Origin of the sequence: Bacteroides sp. MSSM.1001136sp1_RTP21357st2_D2_RTP21359_211015 (genome assembly GCF_040913205.1) — a bacterium.
Lineage (GTDB): Bacteria > Bacteroidota > Bacteroidia > Bacteroidales > Bacteroidaceae > Bacteroides > Bacteroides ovatus.
This window is the reverse complement of the sequence record NZ_JBDFVF010000002.1, coordinates 123,736-148,108: the sequence shown is the minus strand read 5'-3', so window position 1 is coordinate 148,108 and position 24,373 is coordinate 123,736. Positions and strand designations below refer to the sequence as shown.

Sequence of the window (24,373 nt, the reverse complement as noted above, 5' to 3'; positions counted from 1 at the left end):
ACTTAATTTTTAATTCAACAGTTGATTGGGTGAGCCACTTACTCAACTGGTATTTCTTTTTAGGTCAACGGTGGATGGGATGAGTCATTTCGCTCAATCGATGTTGACTTAGAAATTAATGGATAAACCTACGGTATACACCGATGGTAATGGATAAGTATCTCCCTGGTCCATCCCTCCTTGCAGAGCACTTCCTCCTATTTCGGGTGTGTATCCGGTGTTATGTTTGAAAGTCAGCAGATTTTGTCCGCTTACGTAGACACGTAAACCGGATATACCCAACTTACTGATAGCCGATGATGGCAGTGTATATCCCAGCTGCACATTGCGCAGTCGGAGATAGGAGCCATTTTCCAGCAGATTGGTCGAAGAAAGATAATTGTGTCCACGTGATTTGTCAAGAATTGGTTCTTTGTTGGACGTTCCTTCGCCGTGCCATCTTTGCAGACTTTTCTCGTAAAAGTTGGTTGTCGTCCACGATACGGTTTTCTTCAAATCTAAAATCTTATTACCGCTTACACCATTAAAGTCTACGTTCAAATCAAAATTCTTATAGCCGAGCATAAAGCCGAATCCATAGGTAAAAGTTGGCATCGGGCTACCGAGATAAGTACGGTCGGCATCTGTGATCTTTTTGTCACCGTTTAAATCCTTATAGCGGATATCGCCTGGTTTCGCTGTCCATGTCATCGGGTAATAGTTGTCGATCTCTTCTTGTGTCTGGAAGATTCCGTCTTGTACGTAGCCGTAATAAGAACCGATAGGATGACCTACGGAGGTACGATGATAATCTCCTGAAATAATGTCCGAGTTGTTATCACCCAGTTTGGTTACTTTATTCTTTAAGGTGGCGCCGTTGACATTGATACCATAGTCCACATCTCCTATCCGGTCTTTCCATGAAAGGCTAAATTCGAATCCTTTGTTGTTGATGGATCCGGCATTGGTAATGGCATAGCCTGCACCTATCGAGGAAGAAGGTGATACATAAGCCAATAAGTCATCGGTCGTTTTGCTATAATAACCGAGTTCCATGCCTAGGCGGTTGTTGAAAAGCTGTGCGGAGATACCCACATCGATACCTGTCATGACCTCCCAATGAATGTTTTTGTCGATATCATAACTAAGAGTAGGAATAAACTGCGTCACTCCGTTGATGATGACTTGTTTCCCTTTCGGGTTGATGGTTGGGTAGTAAAGATAGTTTCCTATCTTGTCATTTCCTAGTTTACCCCAACTGACTCTTAACTTAGCGAAGTCTACCACTTTTTTCAGCGGCTCCATGAAGGCTTCTTCACTAATTACCCAACCCAATCCCACAGACGGGAAATATCCCCAACGATGAGACGGTGAAAACTTGGAAGAACCGTCGGCACGGAAAGTAGCGGTAAGTAAATAACGATCTTTGTATGCATAGTTCACACGTGCCAGATAAGAGATAAAAGATTCCTCGTTCCACCAGTCACCTGCGGAAACACGGTTGACGGACCCCATGCTAAGCATCCAAAGATCATTGGGTACGATATTCATTCCGTTAGCCAGACTGTCTACTTTGGCGTTGAAGCCTTCACTAATAGCTTTTCGTGCCGTATATCCCACTGTTGCATCAATACGATGATTGGTTATCATCTTTTTATAACTTAAAAGGAAATCTGCCTGGAAGGTGCGAGCCTCATCGCTTTTGCGATAGAAATTGGTAATATCGTTCTTATGTGCCGAATGGCTGGTAGAGTTATTCACGTCATAGCGTGGTGTATACTGTTCGCCCCGATAGAGTCCGAGGTCCATATATCCGGTTGCTTTCAACGTAAAATCTTTCAGGAAGTTCCACTCACCATAAATGTTACCGATGATGCGGTAATCACGATACTTCTCCGTATCCTTGTAAAGCTCCATTTGTGCTACTGGATTGTTCACGTTAGATTGTATATCGGCAGACGGATGATAGAGCGAACCTAGGTTTTCCGGGTCGTAATCTTCTTCCGGAGCATAAGGTACATAGGTAGGGAGTGCCATAACAGCATTTTGGATTTTGGCGGAAGCAGGTTTGCTATCCATCTGTGAGAGGTTGATGTTTCCTCCTGCTTTCAGATTCTTGGTAATGTCATAATCCTGTGAGAAACGTACGTTGAAACGTTGATAAGTATTATATTTCAGTACACCGTCCTGCTTGTAATAGCCGACTGATAATAGAGACTTGCTGTTCTTCCCGGATTTGGATACCGTCAGGTTATGATTGGTAATCATCGCTCTTTCTCTTAATACTTTGCTTTGCCAGTCGGTTCCCGTACCCAGCATGTCGGGTACCCATGAAGCAGCGTTTGGGTCCTGATTCTGCAACATCTCATTGTAGAGCATGGTGAATTCAGTTGCGTTAGTCAGCTTTACCCGGTCGCGTTTCCAAACGGTTTGTGCACCGAAATACCCGTCGTAGGTAACCGATGTCTTGTTTCCTTCGGCACGTTTGGTTGTGATAATAATTACTCCGTTCGCTCCCTGTACTCCGAAGATAGCAAGAGAGGAAGGATCTTTCAGAATTTCCATGCTGGCAATGTCGCTGTTGCTCAAAAACTTGATGTCCGACATCAACATACCGTCCACTACATACAAAGGATTACTGCTGGCATTCAACGTACCGATACCACGAATTTTAATATCCGGTTCCGCACCTGCCGATCCGGAATTGGTCACCATCAGTCCTGGTATTTTTCCTTGCAGGGAAGACATTACATTATTAGTAGGCGAATTTTTAAGTTCCTCACCGGATACAGAGACAATCGCTCCGGTTAAATCCCTTTTGCGGGCCGTACCGTAACCGGTTACTACTACCTGTTCTAACTGGTAATTATCATTCTTCAGATAAACATTGATTCCGCTTGAACGGTTTTGATAAGTGATAGGAATAATTTCCGTTTTCATACCGATAAAACTGACCACCAGTTTATCTCCTATTTTCACGCCTGACAGTGAGAAGGAACCGCTCATATCTGTTTGAGCTCCGTTGGTCGTTCCTTCAATTAATACTGCGGCTCCCATTAATCCCATTCCGGTTTCTTCTTCGAAAACTGTCCCCCGGATATTGAAATCCTGCGCTTGTACTAGGCAGGTACAAGATAGAAAGAATAGATACAATACTACATGTTTTATCATTCTCTTAAGATTTTAAAGTTAATGAATCTGCTATCGTCAACAAAAATAGATTCAGATAACGGGAGTTCCTAAAATTCTTCCCCTACAAAACTTTCAGTTCTTTTATCTGATACCCGACAGCGGCACATCAAATATACATCATATTTCGAATTTGAAATATAATGGTTTGTATATTAACAATTTACATCCTGTGTTAATCTACAAATCCGTCATATACTTTTTAGCGGTAACGATTAATCAACATGTTCTTTATGAGTATTTTTCTGCCTTATTTATCTTATAATTGATAGGATATTTTTATTTGTTCATCAGGTAATATTAGTCGTTTTGTCTGCATGGGACTAATCACTTCTTCCCATCCTTTAGCCAACTCTATTGCATTTATTCATTAAATGCACTTGAACAACCGTTGTACATCCGTCTGGTTGCTCAAGTCTATCCTGGTGGTTGCTTAAGTGCAAACAGGTACTGAATTGAAAGGAAAGTTTTGGAAGGATACTATGATGAAAATGTAGAATCTATATGCTGATAAATAGGATATTATATGAAAAATGCAGTTTTCTTGCAGAAAAACGTAAAAACACCCTATTGTTTCTTGTAAACTTCCCTTAAAATAGGGTTCTTTTGAGGGTTAAACGATTGATTATTAACCTTGCCACATTTTTGTTTTTCCCCGTATAATACGTAAGATAAGAATTAAAATGTGGCAAGTCTAGCTTCCTTTCTTCACATAATCTTTCGGCAATATCCCGAACTGCTTCTGAAAGCAACGGGCAAAGTATGAAGGATTATTGAATCCTACAATGAAACAAACCTCATTGATCCGGTATTCTCCTTCACGCAGAAGTTCTCCGGCGGTCTTGAGACGTATCAACCGGATATAATCATTGGGCGGCATTCCGGTCAGCCCTTTCAACTTGCGCTGTAAGTTGGAACGGCTGATAGCCATCTCTTCTGCCATCTTATCGATGGTAAATTCTTCATTGGTGAAATTTCGGGTAATGATTTCATTAATCGTGTTCAGCCATTTTACGTCTGTTTTGTTCATTAATGTCTGGTCGTATGACATATTCGGAACGGTTGTAAAGTGGTTGAACAGCATACGCCGGTTTTCCAGCAGATTATTGATGGTGGCTTTCATGTGACTTAGTGAGAAAGGCTTTTCTATATAAGCGTCCGCGCCATAGTCAAGACCCGCAATTTTTGAATCGATGCTGTCGAGTGCCGAAAGCAGGATAAACGGGATATGGCAAAGCATATTGTCGGAACGGATGGATTTTAGTAGTTCAAATCCGTCCATGTGAGGCATGACGATGTCACTGATAATCAAATCCACCGTTGTTGTTTCCAGACATTCCAATGCTTCCTTACCATTGGTAGCGGTATGAATCGTATAGGCGTTTCCCAGATTCTTAGCCAGAAATTCCAACATATCCGTCGTGTCTTCCACTACCAGAAGAGAGTAACCGGCGGGTTCGCCCTCTTCTTCCAAAGCGGGAACCTTGTCGGGCATGGAAATGACGGCGTGGGCCGTCGGAATTCTTTTCTCCAAATAAGGAATTTCGACGCACACTTCGCAACCATCGGTATAATTAGGGTTGATATAAACTCTCCCATTATGCTTTTCGACCAATAATTTAACCAAGCTTAGTCCGATACCTACTCCCGATCCGTTATTACCGGCATTTCCCACTTGATAAAACGGTTCGAACACCTTACCGCATTCCTCTTGCGGAATCCCCGGACCGTCATCACGTACACAAATAGAAAGAATACGTCCTTCGGAAGACAAATGTTCGTCCATAATCACCCTGATACAGGTACGGGCATATTTCATGGCATTGGTCAGCAGATTACTGACGATTTTTGTTAAAGCCTCTTGATCTACATTATATTGCAGATGTTCCTCGGGCAGAGAAACACTGAAAGATATTCCGGTCAGGGAGATGGCACGGAAACGGTCGATGATATCCTCAATCATCCGGTTAATATCTACTTCATTGAATGAAAGCGTATCCCCTTCCTTATCCACTTTGCGGAAGTCGAGCAGTTGCTTGATAAGCTCCATCAGCCGGTTGGTGTTCTTCTGTATCACAGACCGGTTGCTTTCTACTTCACTGTTCCATTCACGGGTTTCCAAAATAGCTTCTAGCGGAGCTTTGATAAGGCTTACCGGAGTCTTGATTTCATGTGCCACTTGAGTGAAGAATGTAATTTTCGACTGGAACAACTCCTGATTCTTGATTTGTTCCATCTCTTTCATCTTTCTTACTTTCACTGCCTGTTGCTTACGCAGATAAAGCCTAACCAGAAAATATGCGAGACCACATGCAATTAGTAAATAGAAAATTTTGGCATAGATCGTTTTCCAGGGTGGAGGAAGAATTTCAATATGCAGGCAACAGTCGTCATTGCTCCAATCTTCATCGTTGTTACTGGCTTTTACACGGAAAGTATATTCGCCCGGAAGCAGGTTGAGAAAAGATACATTATGTTTGTCCGTGTATATCCATTCTTTGTGAATACCGTCCAGTTTGTAGGCATATAAATTCTTGCTGGGAGCCACATAACTAAGGCTTTCGAATGTGATGTCGAACGATACCACCTGGTAAGGAACAGTTACCTGTCCGCTAAGAGCAGGAATACGTTTGCTAAGGCTCACCTTGTCATCGGGACTGTGCATATATACCGCTGAGATAGACGCCGTAGGTCTTACCTTATTAATAGATAACTTGAACGGATAGAAACTATTAAACCCGTTCACCCCACCGAAATAGAATTTCCTGTCACTGGCTTGCAGGGAAGAACGGAAATTGAACTGGTTGCTTTGCAATCCGTCCTCGATGGTATAGAGTTGTGCCCGTTTGTTTTGCAGTTCATACCGGATCAGTCCCCTGTTGGAAGAAAGCCAATAGTTACCCGATTGATCATCCAGTATGCCATAGATGATATTGTTTGGCAGATTCTCTTTGGTGGAGAAGTTTTCAAAGCGGTCTTCCTGATAGTGATAACGACAGATGCCACCGCCTTCGGTGCAGAACCATAGGTGCTGTTTGTGATCGATATACACACGGATTACCCAGTTGCTACAGGTAGAAGCTGGGTTAGCCGGATCGTTACGGTAGTTGTGCAGCTTACCGGTCTGGCGGTTGTAACGCCAGATACCGTCTCTTTTACTTGCCAGCCATAAGTCCCCATACTGGTCTTCCACCATATCGTAGATAAAGATATGGCTTAAAGGCTCCAATGTCCGGAAAGAATCACTTTCCGGGTCATACTGACAGAATCCGGAAAGCGTACCCAAATAAATGCTGCCATCCTTCGTTTGATAGATGGAGTAGATATGATCGTTAGGAATAGAGTGTGGGTTTGCGCGGTTATGGCGGTAGTTTTTCGTTTTTCCCGTTTGAATATCCAGGATATATAATCCCCGGGAAAAACTGCCAATCCACAATTTTCCTTCATTGTAGAGCAGTGCATGGATATTGTGATAACCGATATTAGGGTTACTGCTTCTCAACAGATGGTTTTTAAACTTCTTCGTCCGGGGATCAAAGAGATTCAGCCCCCGTCTTCGGTAACAATCCAAATGTTACCGTCGGGATCTTCGCAGAATTGGCTGATAACATTTCCCGAAAGAGAATTTTCCGTACCATTGGGATAATACCACTCGATATCCTTATGCTTGGGAGACAGGTAACTCACTCCACTGAAATAAGTCCCGATCCAGATTCCCCCCTCCCTGTCCTGATAACAGGCATAGATACTTTCTTTATTTTGTTCGTCGTCGGTAGGCAGACATTCTCCTGTTGTGGTGTTGAATGTATAAAGTCCGTCGTCGGAACCGAGATAGAAAGAGTTGGCCGTCCGTTGAAACAAGGTGCGGATGCGCGGAATGGTAAGCGTGTCCCCTTCTCCGAAGTAATAGCGGAATTGCCCCGTTTCCTTATTGAAACGTGCCAGTCCTCCGTATCATGTACCCGCCCATAATACTCCCTGCGAACTTTCCATCAAAGAGATAATCTCGTTGCAGGCAGGGCGTCCGAAAGAAGTGTCCTCGGATATATACCCTGTGAAGTTGTCCGTCCGTTGGTTGTATTTCGCCAGACCGTTCCGAGTGCCTATCCAGATCGTCCCGAACGAATCATTATAAATCACCCACACATGATTGTCCGGCAATGAATGAGGATCGGAAAGAGAATGTAGATACTGCCTCAACGTACCTTTTTTTTCGTTGTAGACAAACAGTCCGTTAGCTGTTCCGATCCATAACTGCCCGTTGTTGTCATAAGCCATTCCGAAAGCACTGTTGACTGTCACCCCGTCTTCCGTCTGTGCATCGAATACGGAGAACTTTTCCTCCCGCGAGTCGAATAAATACAGCTTCTCTGTACTGGCCACCCAAATCTGATTGTTATCCTGATGGCGGCAGATCGTTACTATATTCATATAACTGTTTCCACTGTTTTCTGACGAATGTCCGTAGTTGGTAAATTCGATACCGTTGAAACGATTCAACCCATCCTGTGTTGCAAACCACATATATCCGATGCTATCTTGGAGGATGCTCCGGACGCAATTGCCCGATAACCCTGATCTAACGTCATATTTCTTGTAGATATTGGCGAAGACCAGAGAAACCGATGCCAGCAGTATACATATAGATAAGATGGATCGTTTCATAATTTCCTTTCTTTAGTTATCAGGTTCGGTTTAATCCTGTTCAGTTCTGTTTTTCAGTTTAATTTAATCCCGTTCAGTTTAGCCCCGTTCATTCCGGTTTAATTTCGTTTAGTTTTCCTAGGCAGTTATCTGCTCCACAAGCTATGATAGCCTGTTTTATTGGCGATATATCTTCTGTTTGCAGGAACTATATACCCTGCATGTTGAATCTATATACCCAACACGCAGGACATATATTGCCAACAGATTGGATCTATATCTCCTGTAACCCGGGTAACTATCCCCTCTATAGAGCTCTTTATTTCACGTCATCCCACGTATCCGTGCGGAACGGGAAAGCACTCAATCCGAAAGTGTTGCGCAGCGTGATATTTCCTACGTAATTACGGAAAGCATAGCGCACGGCAACCGGTTGGGCAACCTCTTCGCTTGATACTTCTACCGTGTTGGTACGTCCTATAATCTTCGCTTTCGCTGGATAGAACTTCTTGTCGGCTCCTGCAATCTCGAATCCCTCCAGTTGGGCGAAAGTAGGGAACAGTCCCGCAGGTGCGTTATTGAATGTTACTATGGCCTTGTTGTCCTCATAGTCTACTTTAGTCATCATCGGACCGTTGGACGGCAATCGGCCGATGCCGTATGTTTTAGTCAATGCAAGCGTAGCCAACCGAAGCCCTACTACATCTTTCTGTGGCGGATGGATGCAGAATTCATCACCAATATCCGTAGTGGGTACGATGCCCGAATTAGGAATCGTTTTCAGGGCTTCCATCTGTGCTTCACGCAATAAAGCGGCACCCGTATCCCGGCTGTCCTTATATTTATGAGGAGCAATCTGCACATAATAGAAAGGCATAGCGGGATCTTCCCATACATTTCTCCATAGCTGCACCATAGCAGTCATCATCGGAGCATAGAATTGATAGTTGGATATGTTCGATTCTCCCTGATACCAGAAGAAACCACGTGCCGTGAAGTTCTTAACAGGCCATAACATCGAGTTGTACAGACATTCCAAACGTTGATGAACTCCCCTCTTGGGATTTTTGGCAGCTTCAATATCCATACCTTCAACGATTTTCAATGTCGGTTCATCCATCCATGCTTCGATAGCCGAACCTCCCCAACTGTTGATAACCAGTCCTACCGGGAGATGGAGACTTTCAGTCAGTTGTCTGGCAAAGAAATAGGCGGCAGCACTGCAATCAATGGTCGTTTCAGGTGACGATACTTCCCATTTTCTTTTCTCAAAATCCATGCGACGTTCTGTTTCATTAGTTCTCGGAACAGTGATAAAACGAATACGGTCGCGGTAATTTCCCGAGTTCAGTAGCGTTTCAAGCGAGTTGTCAATGGGTTGCGCTGCATTTCCCATCATACGCATTTCCATATTCGACTGTCCGGAGCATATCCACACTTCCCCTATCAGTATATCCGAAAGAGTGACCGGAGTGCCGTCACTGATGGTAATAGAATAAGGTGTATAACCCCCTTCAGGAGTGTCTACTTTCACCATCCAAGCCCCGTCTTTATCCGTAGACGCCTGATAAGTCCGGTTGTTCCACGAAGTAGTGACGGTTACTTTTTTGCCGTCCGCCCAACCCCATAATTTAACGGAACTATTCTGTTGAAGTACCATGTGATCCCCCATCATTGCAGGGAGTTTTATCTTACCTTGTGTGACAGGGAAGAATAAAAGTGATAAAACGAGAATTAAAAGATGTCTTTTCATACCATTATTTATTATAAGATATTTAATAAAATGTGTATGAAACAAAATTACAACCTATTTTTTTAATAGTATAAAATTATTTGTTCATTTTCTGATAAAAATAGATTGTAATTCATTGAAGCTAATAATATCGATCCGATAAAGGGTTCTTTTATTCTTGTTTTTCGAGATTGTTCATTCTTATTAATGCTTCGATAAAATAATAATCAGCATAAGTAAGCGGAACGTCTACTTCTCCTTTCATCGGCTTATGTCCGACACTGTGTTTGAGAATAAAATTTCCATTAGTGTTGGGAGCTGCCAGATATTCAGGGGAAGATAATGTGCGGAGTTGGCGCTTTGCTATACTCCGATACTGGATCTTCTTTTCCGGTAGATATTCACTTAATTCTGTCAGTGCTGAAGCCATGATGGCTCCTGCAGATGCGTCTCTCAAATCATTGGGGATATCCGGAGAATCAAAATCCCAGTATGGAATGCCATCTGAAGGTAGAAGCGGAATGAACATATCTGCAATGGATTGCGCTTGTTTGAGATAACGTGATGAATGAGTCGTTCGGTACATCATTGTGAATCCATAAAGTGCCCATGCTTGTCCGCGTGCCCATCTGGAGTGATCATTATGTCCTTGCACAGTTTGCTTCTTTATTATTTTCCCGTTTTCAGGATCATAGTTGACAAGATGGTAAGTGCTGTAATCCGGTCGGAAATGATTCCTCATTGTTGTGTTTGCATGTGTAATGGCAACAGTTTTTAAATAAGGGTCGTTATACTGATTACCTACCCACATGAGCAGTTCAAGGTTCATCATATTGTCTATGATAACCGGGAATTTCCATTTATCGCGGGAGGAGTCCCAGCTACGGATGGAACCAATGATAGGATTGAATCTTGTTGCTAATGACATAGCGCCATTATGGAGAATATTCAAATACTCTTTGTTGCCTGTCAATCTATATCCATTACCATAACTGCAAAATAGCTGGAAACCGATGTCATGATCTGTTTTGAGGAATTGCAGTGGAGCAAGTTTTTGTGTATAGGTGTGGGCTAGCTTTTTTATATTTTCAGAACCGGTATATTCATAAAGGTACCACAATGTGCCTGGATAAAAACCGCTACACCACCAATAGATATCTGAAGTGATGAGTCTGTTTTTTGAGAAACTGCGTGGGACTCTATCTTTTTCCAGGGTGGAAGCCATGTTGGTATATTGGATAGAAGCTCGTTCCATGACTTCCTGTGTTATTTGTTGGATGCTCTTTTCTGTCTGGGCATTCGTATATATGACTGTTAATGACAGAGTCAGCAAGATGATTATTTTTCTCATTATTTTTTTGATTGAATTTTTAATTAATATTCTTTGGCTCTTTAGCAAATGTAGTGGTAAATACCCTTGTATCTTTCGCACTCATTTGTGCTTCAAATCCTACCATTGTCACCCCTGGATTGGCTTCATCATATTTATTGTCTGTAGAGGCCGGCCATGTTTTCAGAGTAAACGGGTGATTGTTTTGTTCTTGTACGGTCAGATACAGGATTTTTCCATTCTGTGATAACTTGATACAGTGGTTTGAGATTATTTCTGCTGTTGCAGGTGTAGCCATGGCCCAACGCACCAGAGGAGTTTTGTTTGCACGGCTTTTGATTTCATCTTTTATAACCAGTTCCAGATCACCTCCGTTATCAATGAATTCGGCGGTGCGTACAGGGGCATCGACATCGTAATCATTTCCATTTCTGTTTACTCCAAAGCACTCGAATTTGGCGCCAAGTTTAGTCCCGATAGCCTTCATATAATCTGTTCGTACAAAAGCTTTTCCTTGATAATGATATTGATTGTTATTAATGGTAATAACATTGTGACTGAAGTTATTGAGACGGAATATGCTCCATCTTGTAGAACTTTGGCTGCTGTTCCAAAGATCTATACCCGCAGCTTCGAGAGGAGCATATTCCTGCATACCTAAATCCATTGCCCAACGTTCTCCATAGGCATCGTATACGAATGTTGCGCCATCCATGTGACCATGACTTGTGTTTGAACGTCCTCCTTTCATTCCGAAATATTTATCAGTGTCTGAGTAAGTCCAGTCTGTATGAATGAGTACTACCGGAGTATCTCCATCTCCCCACCATAACTTTTTTTGTGGGGCGGAAATAGTTTCTTTTACTTGCTCGGAATCGATGAATCCCATGATAATAGGCAATAAGCGGCGTTCTTCGAATTTGCTGGCATATGCTCCTTTTTTTAGCAGCCTGAGTTCATTAAACAATAACGAGCTGTGTCCCTGTTTTTTAGCAAACCACCACATAGGTAGTTTAGGTTCTTCGGGTTCGGTGCAATCCGAGTAGTTAAAACATTTTCCAGTTGTTCCGGCCATGAATAACATATATTCTGCGGTTTTCAAAAAACCGGCACTTGTTTGGGATAATCCGTTATCTGTATTGAACACCTTTTCCAGTGCAGCGATTAATATTACTTGATAAGTAGTTCCATATCCCCAATACATATATCCTTCGGGGTAATTCCCGTCAGTGCCGTAGGTAGTCATGCCTTTGGTTTTGTTACTGTTAAAGCTTTGTTCTATGATTTCAACAGCACGGCTTTTGTCCTTCTCGTAAGTAACGAGTGCAGCGGCCAGTAACCCTCCATTGCATACTTGGTTCCAATTTGTAGTTGTTTCAATAAACTGTTTCGAATAAGTGGGGTCAGTAGCAGTTTTAAATGCGTAGTTTTCAAGTGCCGTTTGAGCCATCTTTCTGGTTTCAGGCTGCAGATCATTATATAGCCAGTCTAATCCGATTGCAACGGCTAAAGCCATTTCTCCTATATCCAGATAATGGGTTGGATTCCAGTCGGGGAAGGAACATACCGAACGAATATCCTTCTCTGCCTGATTCAGATAAGTATAATCATTGTTCATTCTATATCCGTATGCCAGATGGCAAATTCGTTCCAGTGCTTTACGTGAAACAGTCAGAAGTCGTTTGCCACTTTTTTGATAAGTGAGAGTGGAGGCTCCGACAAATTCTTTGTTGCATCTGTTTATGATGATCTCATGAATGATTTTAAGTGTGGAGTTATTTGTAATTTCCTGTTTCAAGTGATCAAAATCTTGGGCGTTTAGGAATAATCGTGGATGCTCTCCTATTTTGGAATAGTCGAATATGCCATTGGGATCAGCTGAAGGATCATCCTCATCATCCGGTTGCGAAGAAGAGTCTTTCTCTGGTAAAACAGGCTTTTCAATTTCTGGAATATCTACATCGCAACTTCCGAAAGTGAATATAGCTCCCCATAATAGAAGTGTATATAATAATATTTTTTTCATGTGTCTATTCATTTTTAATAAGGTTGAACTTTACTTTGATTGTAATTTTTTCTTTGGGATTTAGGGCAATGTCATATCCCACTCTACACGTACCCGGATTTTCATAATCGTAGTCGTGAGGTGGAGTATTATCCCAAATATGCAGATTCACCTTTCGCGGAGAGTCAACTTGTAGTGAAAGCTGTTTGTTTCCTTGGGTTAACATGATAGTTTGGTTATCCGCTATTTTAGGAATAGTAGGAGTACACATTGTCCATCGAATTAGAGAGACAGTATCTTTGTTCTCAAGATAATCTGTTATTTCCAATGAATTGTCGGGAGTGAGAATCACAGTACGTGTTGCCTGATTGATAGCTTGTCCTAATGTTGAAGTCAAATTAACCTTTGCTCCCTTGTTCCCTTGATTATCAGTGAAACTTTTTAACTCGGCAAAGCCATTCACCTGATGGCTTTTTCCATCGATAGTAAGTGTGTTATGTGCACTGCTTCCTATTCGAAATACTTGCCATCTTTGAGAATACTGTTTTGTATTCCACAAGTCTACCCCTTTACTTTCAAGACTGTAATAATCCTGCATTCCCAAATCCATGGCCCATCGGACCCCTGCTTGTTCATAAATGAATGATCCGGCATCCATATGGGCATGTGAGGTAGAAGCTGTTCCGCCTTTTACTCCCAGATAGGTATCCGTTTTATAGTTCCATCCGCTTCGATAAATATAAACGGGGGTTGTCCCTATACTATGCCACGTGTTGCCTTTAGGACTGATTACTTCGTCTAAGTCGATGCGTGAAGCAAAGATGAGTAGGCATGGCAAGAACCTTTCTTCGAGGTATTCACCAAATTCCAGGTTTGCATCATTCAGATACTTCTTCTCAAGCCAAAGCAGCGACGGATTTTTAGTTTTATGGGCAAACCAGAACATCATGATATTTCCATACGCTTTTGGACTAGCATCAGAGAAGTTGAAACAATCTCCTGTTGGAGCTGTCATATATTGAATGTATTGGGCTGATTGTAGAAAACCGGGATAATCACTTAGTCCGGCATCATGACCCAAGGAACTTTCTAATGCATCATTAAGCATCACTTGGTATGAGGTACCATAAGACCAATAGCCAAAGCCTTCGGGGTAACCGCCATCGGGAGCATAACATTCTAAAGCTAGAGGTACTGTTTGAAGTGCCTTGTTAATGATCTCTTTTGTTTTTTCTGGTTCATCTTCATAGATAGCAAGTGCACTACATACAAGTCCTCCATTACAAACCTGATTCCAGTTTGTTCTTGATTGGTAGAAACTGGCATGTTTTGTTTTAGAGGCTTCTATTGCTTTTTCTACAATAGCCTGCCGGATTTTTTTCCGGCTGTCCGGTAACAGTTCATTGAATAGCCAGTCGTAACCAATGGCCAGTCCCATACTCATTTCGCTTACATCCAGGAAGTGACTGGGATTCCAATCGATGAAAGAAGCTGCTGCCAGCATTTCTTTTTCGGCTCGCCGGAGGTATTCCTTTTCACCTGTCATACGATAAGCGTATGACAGGTAGAAGACTCTTTTGAGAACAATGCGCGAAACTCCCAGAAGCCGTTTGCCTTCTTTGATTCTTTTAACCGGAGCCTCTTTAAGAGTTTCATCACAGTAGTCTAATATTCGCTTGTGGAATGCTTGTAAAACGGTGCTTTTTTGCAAAGCTATATGAATATTTCTCTCTTCACCTTCCTTGAGTAACAGGCGGGGATGTGGAGCAATATGGCTATAGTCGAAATCTTTCGTATAGCCTTTTGCTCCTCCCGCAATAAGTATGAATATAATTATTAATAGTTGCTTCATTTTGCTTTTATTTAATACGTCCATCCTTCTGTAGGTTTGAGATTCGGATTTCTTTGGGTTTCTACTAGTGGAATAGGCCATACCGTCATATAATCTTTCCAATACCATTTACTTCCAACGATGTTTCCCCACCATGCTTTCAAACCGCTATAATCACCTTGAAACTTGGTCTCTTTATAGGTACCCCATCTGATTTCATCGAAATAATTGATACTCTCGAGACATAATTCTACCCGTCGCTCATAACGAATTCTGTCTCTCATATCTTCCTTACCGGAGACAGAATTATATCCTGTACCCCTTTTTTCTAAATCTCCCATACCTGCACGTTTACGGATTTTATTGACTGCTATAATTGCTTCATCCAATCTATCTTTTTCATTAAGCGCTTCAGCATAAAGCAGCCATACATCGGTAAAACGAATTAGTGGATAATCGCAATGACAACGCAGTCGTTCTATATAACGGCCTTTCTCTGTTTCATTGTACTTTTTATAAATGTAGTACCCTGCATTCCTTTGATTATGCCACATATCTCCATTATTTCCTCCACGATTCAGATAAGGCCATCTAAGAACTTTATTTTGCATGGGTTCTCCACTATTCCAGTATGGGCTGTAGCAATTAGTGCTTGAATAAGGAGTGATGATGGTCTGTTGTAATCGTGGGTCACGTGATTCATATGCTTTTTTGATACGTGCTTCATTTCCGGAGTCGAGATAATATTTATTCATCACTTCGGCTCCTATTCGTGATTTGGCATCATTATAAGCACTTTGATTGGAAGTTAGATTATTGCGTAGGAAAAAAACTTCTCTTTGAGCCGGGGTAAGGTCATCCCATCCGGTTAGATAGGCACTCCATTTGAATTCGGATCCATCAGCATTACGATAGTAATCTACAAAATCGGCTGATGGGATTAATTCCGTCCAGCAATCATAGTGGTCGCGTGAGCCGACCATCAGTTGAATATTGTCGCAATATCCACTAGCTTCATCATATTGTAACGGGAGTATCATTTCTTTATCTTTTTCATTCTCATACTTAAAGAAGTCGATATATTTTCCCTCCCATAAGTCATAACCACACTTTTTAACTTCTTCAAAATCTTTAATAGCTGAATCATATTCTTTCTTCCACATATATATCATCCCTCTTAAAGCATAAGCCGCTCCTTTGGAAGGTCTTCCATAATTTTCTTTCAGCGTGTTATTACCTAAATGCGGGCTTTGAATACATGCAGTGAGGTCATCTAAACAAATTTTCCAGACATCATCGGCGGAAGACTTTCCCCGTGTGGCTTCACTACTGTTAATGGGTTCCAGATAGATGGGGACTCCTTGAAAGAACATATTAAGCCGGTAATAAAAGAAAGCTCGCATAAATTTGGATTCACACATTAGGCGTTCCAGCTTTTCCTCTGAAAGTCCGGCTTTATGTAAGTTGGCAATAGCATCGTTGCATCGATGGATTCCTTCATAGCCAAATTGCCACTCACGTGAAATATAGGCATATCCGGCGCTTGGGGCGGTTGAAGTTAGCAGGGCGATGCTTGAATAGTATCCGGAGCAGAATCCCATTGATTCTATTCCCAGTTTATTGATACCTGTTACTTCCGACTTTTCAGGGTTAAGGACTAGGAGGCTTCTGTTGTATAGTACGTCATAAATACCGGCAACTCCTTTGTCTGCCAGCTCTTCACTTGTCCACATGTTACCCGTGGCTATTTGATCGTACGGAGTTGTGTCGAGCATATAAGTACATCCCTGAAGGATGCTACAGATTGTCAGGCAGAATATTATTACTTTTTTCATAATTCATTTATTTGTTATATGAGTAATCGATGAATTAAAATGATAGTTGTGCACCGAATGCAAACTGTCTGGTTAATGGATAAGTTATTGAAGTACCCATTTCTGGATCGAGTCCCGGATAGCTTGTTATGGTTAACAGATTTTCTCCGGAAAAATAAAAACGTAGTTTCTCTACCATGAATTTTCTGGTCCATTTCACGGGAATTGTATATCCTATCTGAATGTTCTTTAGTTTGACATAATCACCTTTATACTTCCAAAAAACACTGCTGGTACCATTATCACGTTGTGTCTGGTCTGTGATTCGTGGATACTTTGCAGTTATATTTGTTCTGGAGTCAGATGGATTTTCCGGGTTATAAAAGTAATGATTGTCCGCTACACGCTGGCTGATTCCAAATCCATTTTCAGTTCGAGTACCATTGTAGGAAGAATGGTTCCAATAAAGATCGAATCCTGCACTACCAGCCCATAGCATATAGAAATCAAAACCTTTGTAGGCCACTGAAAGATTGAGACCAAAGTTATAACGGGGCTGGGTAGAGGTTCCGGTAAAGTTCATATCATTGGTATCACCATAATTGCCGTCTCCGTTAGCATCTGCATAAATCAAGTCGCCATACCATAATTGATCTTTTGCCACCTTGGTTACTCCATTAAACTTATATCCATCAGCTATCATGGCTTTTACCCAGGCCATATCAGATTCTGTACGAATCATACCGTCGACTGGTCCAGCATTGATGTCAGGTTTTCCTTCGGAGTATGAACCATTACCACGATAAGGTTGTCTCAAATACATTTCTCCTAACATCCTATTTTCAACGATGACACCTCCAAAACCGCTTTGTGCTACATCCCCGTAATTACTGACGAATCTCGTAGGGTTTCCGGCATTATCATATTCCCAGTATCTGGCAAGTTCTCCTTTATATTTCATTACCTTGTTTTGATTGTAAGAGAAGTTACCTTCTATACGGTATGTAAAATCTTTGATATTATCTTGCCATCCTAAAGTCAATTCTACACCGCGGTTACGTACTTCTGCTATATTTTCTGTAGAACCGGTGACTTTACCCATGGATAGGGGAATGGATGGAGTGAATAGTATTCCCGTGGTCATTTTATTATACCAGTCGAATTCTCCTGTCAGTCTGTTGTTGAAGAAACCTAAGTCGATTCCAACATTGGTGGTGGTTGTAGATTCCCACTCAAGAAAACTGTTTCCAAGTTTACTGATAGCCAGTCCTGTGGTAGGTGAAGAGTTGATAACTACTTTATTAGTACTATAATTGGCTTGCCAGTCATAGTTTCCTGATGCGTTATTTCCAAGTTTTCCCCAAGAGGCACGAATTTTTAAATTAGAAAGATAATCTTGTGCAAAACTCATGAATTTTTCTTCATTTATTCTCCAACCAGCAGAGAAAGATGGGAAAACTCCCCAACGACTTTCCGGGGCGAACCGCGACGAACCATCATAACGGACATTTGCTTCAAATAGATAGCGCCCTTTGAAGGCGTAATTAAGACGTCCGAAATAAGAAATCAGAGCCCAGTCTGTTTCATTACTGTCGCTGGAAACGAGTTCTGTTGCTGTTTTAAGTTGAGTTAGGCTCCAGTCTGACATACCTTTTCGTGTTACGTCGAAATAATTTTCATTATAGTAGGAAGTCGTGAATCCACCCAATGCGCTTATTTCATGATCGTGGGAAAGGGTTGTGTTATAGCGTATCAGAATTTCGGAGTTTTCTCTACGTCTTTTAAATGATTTGTTATTAATGCTTGCATTTTCTAAGGCACTTTCATTGGCACGTATGTTTTTTACGTAATCCCATGTACCGTTTGGAGCTCCCCATGTGGCATAATCTCCCCAATCAGGAGCATAGTTATAGCTTGCTTCGATGGATAATCCTTTCATCGGGCGAATACTGCCGAAGAGTGTGAAATTTCCGCGAAACATTTTATCATATCCACAGCGTCTCATTTTTTCGAATATGTTATTGGCATTAGTGGATTCTTCTGTTGCCGCTGGTAGCCCCCATTTATCATTTTCTCCCGGATAGACTCCGGGAGTTGTTTTATAAAGATATTCAAATCCGCGGCTGATATTGGCAAGGCCTATATCTTGTTTTAATCCATTGAGACGGGTACCAACGGAAAACCATTTATTAATTTTTATTTCGATGTTCGTTCGGAATTGGAACTGCTGGAATCCGGAGTCTGTTCCTTTTTGGTTCATGACTCCATCTATATCTTGATATCCTAAAGATAAAAAGTAGTTTACCTTGTCATTACTTCCTGAAATAGATAGATTATGTTTTTGTGAGAATCCCGATCCCATGATTTCATTAAACCAGTCTGTATTAGGATAGGCCATGTAATTAGGTATCCCGAATTCATTAGTCCCATTGGGATTATTTTGGGCTTCACGCCATTTATCTATGGTTGATTGTTCAAAAATATGAGCTTTTCCTACATTTTCTGCACCCTCGTTGATAAGTTCCATGTGTCTGGCATAGTCACTGACTAATGAGAGTTTGTTTTGAGGAGTCTCTATAGAGCCATAGAACGAATAGTTTACTCTGGTTTTTCCCTGTCCTTTCTTGGTAGTTACAAGAATCACTCCATTGGCTGCACGTGAGCCATAGATTGCTGCCGAAGCTGCATCTTTCAGTACAGTGATACTGGCAATATCTTCCGTATTCACATTGTTCATGTCCCATTCGATACCATCTACAAGTACTAATGGATTATTAGAGTTCAATGTTCCGGTACCACGAATCCTGATAGTTGCTCCATTTGAACCGGGCTTTCCGGAACTTTGTTGCACTTGGACACCTGCCGAAAGTCCTGCCATTGCACTAGAAGCGTTGGCTATAGGGCGGCTTGACATTTCCTGATTAAAGTTTACTGTTGATACTGAACCTGTTAGATTTGCCTTTTTCTGAACGCCGTATCCTACTACGACTACTTCTTCAAGTGATTCTGATTTAGGAAGTAGAGTCACATTTAGTATCGTTTTATTATCCACGAGTATTGTTTGGGATACATAACCGATATAACTGAATTGAAGTTTGGTTCCCGGCATGACTTGAATGGAATACTCTCCTTCCAGATTTGTAGAGGTTCCATTGCCCGATTCCAAAATGGAAACGGTAGCTCCGGGCAAAGGATAGTTACTTTCGTCGGTGACTTTTCCCGAGATTTTTATTTGCTGGGCAGACATTGTCAGGCAATGTAAAGCGAATATAGCCATAAATAGAATGTGTTTTTTCATATAATACATATAGAACAAATGGTTTTTAATTAGAAATATTCCTTTCAATAATGCTCTAAATATTTTCAGTTCAATCGCTATACGTCAAATAACTTGTCCGGACATATAATTAAGAAGTATAGCTGGTATATTAGAAAATATCAGAGAACTAAATGATGGTTACTGCAAAAATAGATGGTATATTGCAATATCAATAGTCCGGATGAGGAAAATAATACCAATTTTAGTAATGAAGTGAAAAGGCTAAAACATAAAATAGCTCAAGTTAGTCAAATAAGGCTCCGAATTAGTCATATTTTTGTGACGGGGGGGGTGATGAATGAAAATAAATTCTATATTTGCGTATATCATAAATGTTGCACAATGAATCATTTATTTCGTATATTAGTGCTGGTCATTACGATTGCACAAGCTGATTTTCTTTGTGGCCAGACTTTTTCTGTTATGAGAAAATATGATGTTAAGACCGGATTGTCTGATAATACGGTGAGGACCATCATGCAAGATTCAACCGGATATATATGGCTGGGAACGAAAGATGGAATAAACCGTTGTAATGGGACTGAATTTACTAAATTTGCTGATTCTGTAGATTCATCAAATAATACATTAATTAATGTCTTGAAGCTTTATCCGCATATCGACCGAGTCAATATTTGGACAGCTACTACAGACGGGCTCTATCTTTTCAATACTCAATCTAAAGATTTCACACTATTTGGTGAGAAAACAGACCTGGGAGTTAGTGTTGTGGGTACTGTGAACGATTTGTGCTATGATGATGACGGACGATTATGGATTGGTACTTCGAGAGGATTATTTGTATATAATGAAAAGAAAGGGCAGCTACGAAGATATGTGAAATCGCAGGTAGAACCGACTTCTATCCCTGATAATCAGGTAATCTCAGTGTTTAAAGATTCTTCGGGAACTTTATGGTTCGGGACTCGTCAGGGATTGGCGAGATATAAAAAAGCTTCGGATAATTTTGCAGTATATCGCCTGCCTCGTCTTACAAAGGTTTCTCACCCATTTGAAATAAGCACTTTGATGGAAACAGCTGATGGTGAAATTTGGATAGGCACCAGATATGATGGATTGTTACATCTGGACAGATCGGATGGTTCTTTTAGCGCTTATCCTGTAGTAGCGACCTATCAAAACAATACTTGGATTCGGGCTCTTTTCCAATATAGCTCGAATGTGTTTTTTATAGGAACAGAAGATGGGTTATTTCTATTTCGTCAGAAAGAGAAAACTATTCACAAATTGGAGGCGTTCGGTTCAAAGTGTATTTATTCATTCAGTCGTGATCGCGAAGGTGGAGTATGGGTGGGTACTTATTTTGATGGGGTATATTATATATCACCGCAAAGTAATTATATCAAATGGTATTATGAAAAACATAAACAAAACTCATTATCCGGAAATGCGGTTAGCCAGTTTAGTGAAGACTCTGAGGGAAATTTATGGATTGCTACAGAGAATGGTGGTTTGAACTATTTTAATCCGCGTACTGAAGAGTTTACACGTTATATGGCAAATGGTTCTTCTACAAATGTCAGCCATAATAATATACATGCTTTATTACTGGACGATCATCAGCTATGGATAGGAACTTTTTCCCGGGGTATTGATATCATGAATCTGAAAACGCGTTCTGTAGTGAAAAACTATCTATATAATATGAATGATTCTAATTCCATTCCTCATAATCATATTTATTCGTTATATAAAAACAGACGCGGAGAAATCTTTGTTGGTACAATGGGAGGGTTTTGTCAGTTTTTACCGGAAATAAACAAGTTTCATCGTTTTGAAAAGTTGAAGGATGTGTTTGTATATGATATGTTGGAGGACAGTGCGGGTATACTATGGATTGCCACCAAAGGAGATGGGATATGGCGTTATGATCGGAGAACAGGAGGATTCAAGAATTACAAGCATTCAGTGTCCGATTCAGGCTCTTTGAGTAATAATCGTGTAGTTCGGGTTTATATAGACCGTATCGGGCAACTGTGGTTTTGTACGGAAGGAGGTGGAATATCCCGTTATGATTATGATTCCGATTCTTTTGTGAATTATAATTATCGAAAGAAGTTGTATAGCCACGTTATATATGGGATACTGGATGATAAGGATGGTAATTTATGGTTGTCATCCAACTATGGAATCATAAAGTATAACCCACTCACGGAAGGGTCGAAGCTATATACTCATGAAGATGGTTTGCAGAGTAATTTATTTAATTTTCGTTCATCTCTAAAGGCCAGTAATGGACTGTTTTATTTTGGAGGAGTGGAAGGATTTAATTGTTTTTATCCGGATAAGTTATATACAAACACGGTCAAGCCCACTGCAGTAATTTCTTCTATTAATTTGCATGATAGTAGTGGGAGTGCAGGAACGCATAAAATAAATATCAGTAGGCAGAGTGAATTTACCGTTGATTATCATATTTCTTCTTTTGAGATAGAATATGAATGCCTGAGTTTTGTAGCTCCTTCTAAAAATCGTTATGCCTATAAAATAGATCAGGTGCATGATGACTGGGTTTATACGGATAAACACTCGGTGACTTTCATGGATCTACCTTCAGGCACATATAAATTTATGGTGAAGGCAGCAAATAATGATGGGGTGTGGAGTGATAATCCTTGTTTCATAAACCTACATATAGAGGCTCCCTTTTGGAAAACTATATCAGCTAAAATCGTTTATGTCTTTTTACTTTTATTTTCTGCTTATTTACTTCTACTTAGGTACTCTAAAAAGCAAAGTGAAAAGCGTGAACGTGAGAAAAAGGATATGGAGCTGATGATGGAGCAGGAGATGTATCGATCTAAAATTCAGTTTTTTACTCATGTTGCACATGAGATAAAAACTCCGGTCAGCTTGATAAAGGCTCCGTTGGAGGCCATTTTTGAATCTGGCACATGGAGTGAGGAGACTGAAGCTAATCTTTCTATCATCCGGCAAAATACAAACCGATTACTCGAATTGATCAAGCAGTTGTTGAATTTCCGTAAAGTGGATCAAGAAGGCTATAAATTGTCATATAGCGAGGTGGATATTAATTCTTTTATGAAAGATATCATCAGGAGATTTACTTCATTTTCATCATCTGTTACTATTCAGACGAAGTTTGCACAAGAGCATCTGATATATAATGTAGATGCTGAGGCTCTGACAAAAATAGTCAGCAATTTGCTGACCAATGCTTTCAAATATGCGCGTAATGAAATTTGGGTTTCTGCTGGTGAAGCTGTTGTGGAAGATGCTGTAATGCTTGAAATTTCTGTCGGTGATGATGGCCCGGGAGTGACGGAAACCGAAGCTGCTAAGATTTTTGAACCATTCTATCGTTCTGGAAATAACAACTCGGCAGAGACAGGTTTTGGAATAGGGTTGAGTCTTGTAAAATTGCTGGTAGATAAGCTTGGAGGTAAAATATCTGTTGGTAAAAGTAGTCAAGGCGGGTTTCTGCTTACGATACATTTACCTAAAGCGGAGGTTAGCGTAACCAAGTTGGCCGATAATCGGAATGAACATGAATTTTATGGGCATTTTGAAATATACGAATGTAATCTTCTTATTGTAGAGGATACACATGATATGCTGGAATTTTTATTGAAAAATCTAGGGTATAATTACAATGTTTTGGGAGCAACAAATGGAAAAGAAGCATTAAAAATATTACATAACAACACTATTGATATTATTATTAGCGATATTGTAATGCCCGAGATGGATGGTTTTGAATTGTTGAATGCAGTTCGTGCGGATAAGATGTTGTGTCATATTCCATTTATATTGTTATCAGCACAAAGCTCGGTTAATTCAAAGATAACAGGATTGGATTACGGAGCAGACGCCTATATTGATAAACCTTTTTCTTTAAGTCATATCAAGGCAACAATAGATAATCTTCTGAAAAACAGAAAGGTTCTGTTTGAGCGTTTTGCCAGTATGTCTAATTTGGAGTATGGTCAAGGAGAAATTAAACGTTCTGATCTTGAGTGGCTTGAACAAGTTAATGAGATTATTATCCGCAATTTTACGAATGAAAGTTTTACGGTTGACATACTTGCTTCAGAAATGGCTTTGAGTCGTTCTAATTTGCAACGTAAATTGAAGGGAGTTACGGGACTTCCTCCTATTGATTACATACGGCTTGTCCGATTGAAGTCGGCCGCACAGTTCTTGAAAGAGGGGAAATATCGAGTGAATGAAGTCTGTTATCTGGTAGGTTTCAGCAATCATTCTTATTTTGCTCGTTGTTTTCAGAAACAATTTGGAGTATTACCGAAAGATTATATGAAAGGTAGTTGAATTAAATCTGTTCTGTTTTTAAGATATTCACGGAAAAAGGAAAGAAAGAAAAGGGCCAAACAGAAAATAAACTGCATGAACAATTGCAAGAATATGCGTTTTTTCTTTTTATATTGTATTTATTTCCTTGAAATATGCAATATATGGCGTCACTAAACCATCGGTTTGGTGTAATCAAAGCTTCGGTTTGTTTAAAACAAACGCTCTCTTTGGTATAAA

Annotated in this window: 8 protein-coding genes and 1 pseudogene; 1 reads left to right on the top strand and 8 read right to left on the bottom strand. The window is 40.6% G+C overall.

Annotated features, from left to right (window positions below):
• Positions 1 to 108: 108 nt before the first annotated feature.
• The 8 genes and pseudogenes from AB5217_RS02520 to AB5217_RS02485 all read right to left on the bottom strand — a co-directional run bounded on the left by AB5217_RS02520 (position 109) and on the right by AB5217_RS02485 (position 19,801).
• On the bottom strand, positions 109 to 3,150 hold the full coding sequence (locus AB5217_RS02520; protein WP_032845856.1) for a SusC/RagA family TonB-linked outer membrane protein: 3,042 nt from the start codon (positions 3,148 to 3,150) through the stop codon (positions 109 to 111).
• A gap of 712 nt (positions 3,151 to 3,862) precedes the next feature.
• A pseudogene (locus AB5217_RS02515) lies at positions 3,863 to 7,833 on the bottom strand (two-component regulator propeller domain-containing protein).
• A gap of 298 nt (positions 7,834 to 8,131) precedes the next feature.
• Positions 8,132 to 9,565 (bottom strand): sialate O-acetylesterase, encoded by a 1,434-nt coding sequence (locus AB5217_RS02510; protein ID WP_032845858.1) that lies wholly within the window; start codon positions 9,563 to 9,565, stop codon positions 8,132 to 8,134.
• Between the two features lie 151 nt (positions 9,566 to 9,716).
• Positions 9,717 to 10,895 carry a glycoside hydrolase family 88 protein gene (locus AB5217_RS02505; protein WP_032845860.1) on the bottom strand — a complete coding sequence of 393 codons (1,179 nt, stop codon included), beginning with the start codon at positions 10,893 to 10,895 and terminating at the stop codon, positions 9,717 to 9,719.
• A 19-nt stretch (positions 10,896 to 10,914) separates the two neighbouring features.
• Positions 10,915 to 12,900 (bottom strand): heparinase II/III family protein, encoded by a 1,986-nt coding sequence (locus AB5217_RS02500; RefSeq protein WP_032845870.1) that lies wholly within the window; start codon positions 12,898 to 12,900, stop codon positions 10,915 to 10,917.
• 4 nt (positions 12,901 to 12,904) lie between these two features.
• A complete protein-coding gene (locus AB5217_RS02495; RefSeq protein WP_032845872.1) occupies positions 12,905 to 14,731 on the bottom strand; it encodes a heparinase II/III family protein in 1,827 nt (608 codons plus the stop codon).
• Between the two features lie 11 nt (positions 14,732 to 14,742).
• The gene (locus tag AB5217_RS02490) at positions 14,743 to 16,545 is read right to left on the bottom strand and encodes a RagB/SusD family nutrient uptake outer membrane protein (RefSeq protein ID WP_032845862.1); all 1,803 of its coding nucleotides are present in this window, start codon (positions 16,543 to 16,545) and stop codon (positions 14,743 to 14,745) included.
• 34 nt (positions 16,546 to 16,579) lie between these two features.
• Positions 16,580 to 19,801 (bottom strand): SusC/RagA family TonB-linked outer membrane protein, encoded by a 3,222-nt coding sequence (locus tag AB5217_RS02485; protein ID WP_168169385.1) that lies wholly within the window; start codon positions 19,799 to 19,801, stop codon positions 16,580 to 16,582.
• 384 nt (positions 19,802 to 20,185) lie between these two features.
• Here AB5217_RS02485 and AB5217_RS02480 point away from each other — a divergent pair, with 384 nt between their 5' ends.
• Entirely contained in the window at positions 20,186 to 24,154 is a 3,969-nt protein-coding gene (locus tag AB5217_RS02480; RefSeq protein ID WP_032847024.1) for a hybrid sensor histidine kinase/response regulator transcription factor, read from the top strand.
• The last annotated feature ends 219 nt before the right edge of the window (positions 24,155 to 24,373 follow it).

Bases quoted from the DNA above. Each gene is read 5' to 3' on its own strand.
- AB5217_RS02490 (WP_032845862.1), bottom strand. From the start codon at position 16,545: ATGAAAAAAGTAATAATATTCTGCCTGACAATCTGTAGCATCCTTCAG.
- AB5217_RS02495 (WP_032845872.1), bottom strand. From the start codon at position 14,731: ATGAAGCAACTATTAATAATTATATTCATACTTATTGCGGGAGGAGCA.
- AB5217_RS02520 (WP_032845856.1), bottom strand. From the start codon at position 3,150: ATGATAAAACATGTAGTATTGTATCTATTCTTTCTATCTTGTACCTGC.
- AB5217_RS02505 (WP_032845860.1), bottom strand. From the start codon at position 10,895: ATGAGAAAAATAATCATCTTGCTGACTCTGTCATTAACAGTCATATAT.
- AB5217_RS02500 (WP_032845870.1), bottom strand. From the start codon at position 12,900: ATGAAAAAAATATTATTATATACACTTCTATTATGGGGAGCTATATTC.
- AB5217_RS02510 (WP_032845858.1), bottom strand. From the start codon at position 9,565: ATGAAAAGACATCTTTTAATTCTCGTTTTATCACTTTTATTCTTCCCT.
- AB5217_RS02485 (WP_168169385.1), bottom strand. From the start codon at position 19,801: ATGGCTATATTCGCTTTACATTGCCTGACAATGTCTGCCCAGCAAATA.
- AB5217_RS02480 (WP_032847024.1), top strand. From the start codon at position 20,186: ATGAATCATTTATTTCGTATATTAGTGCTGGTCATTACGATTGCACAA.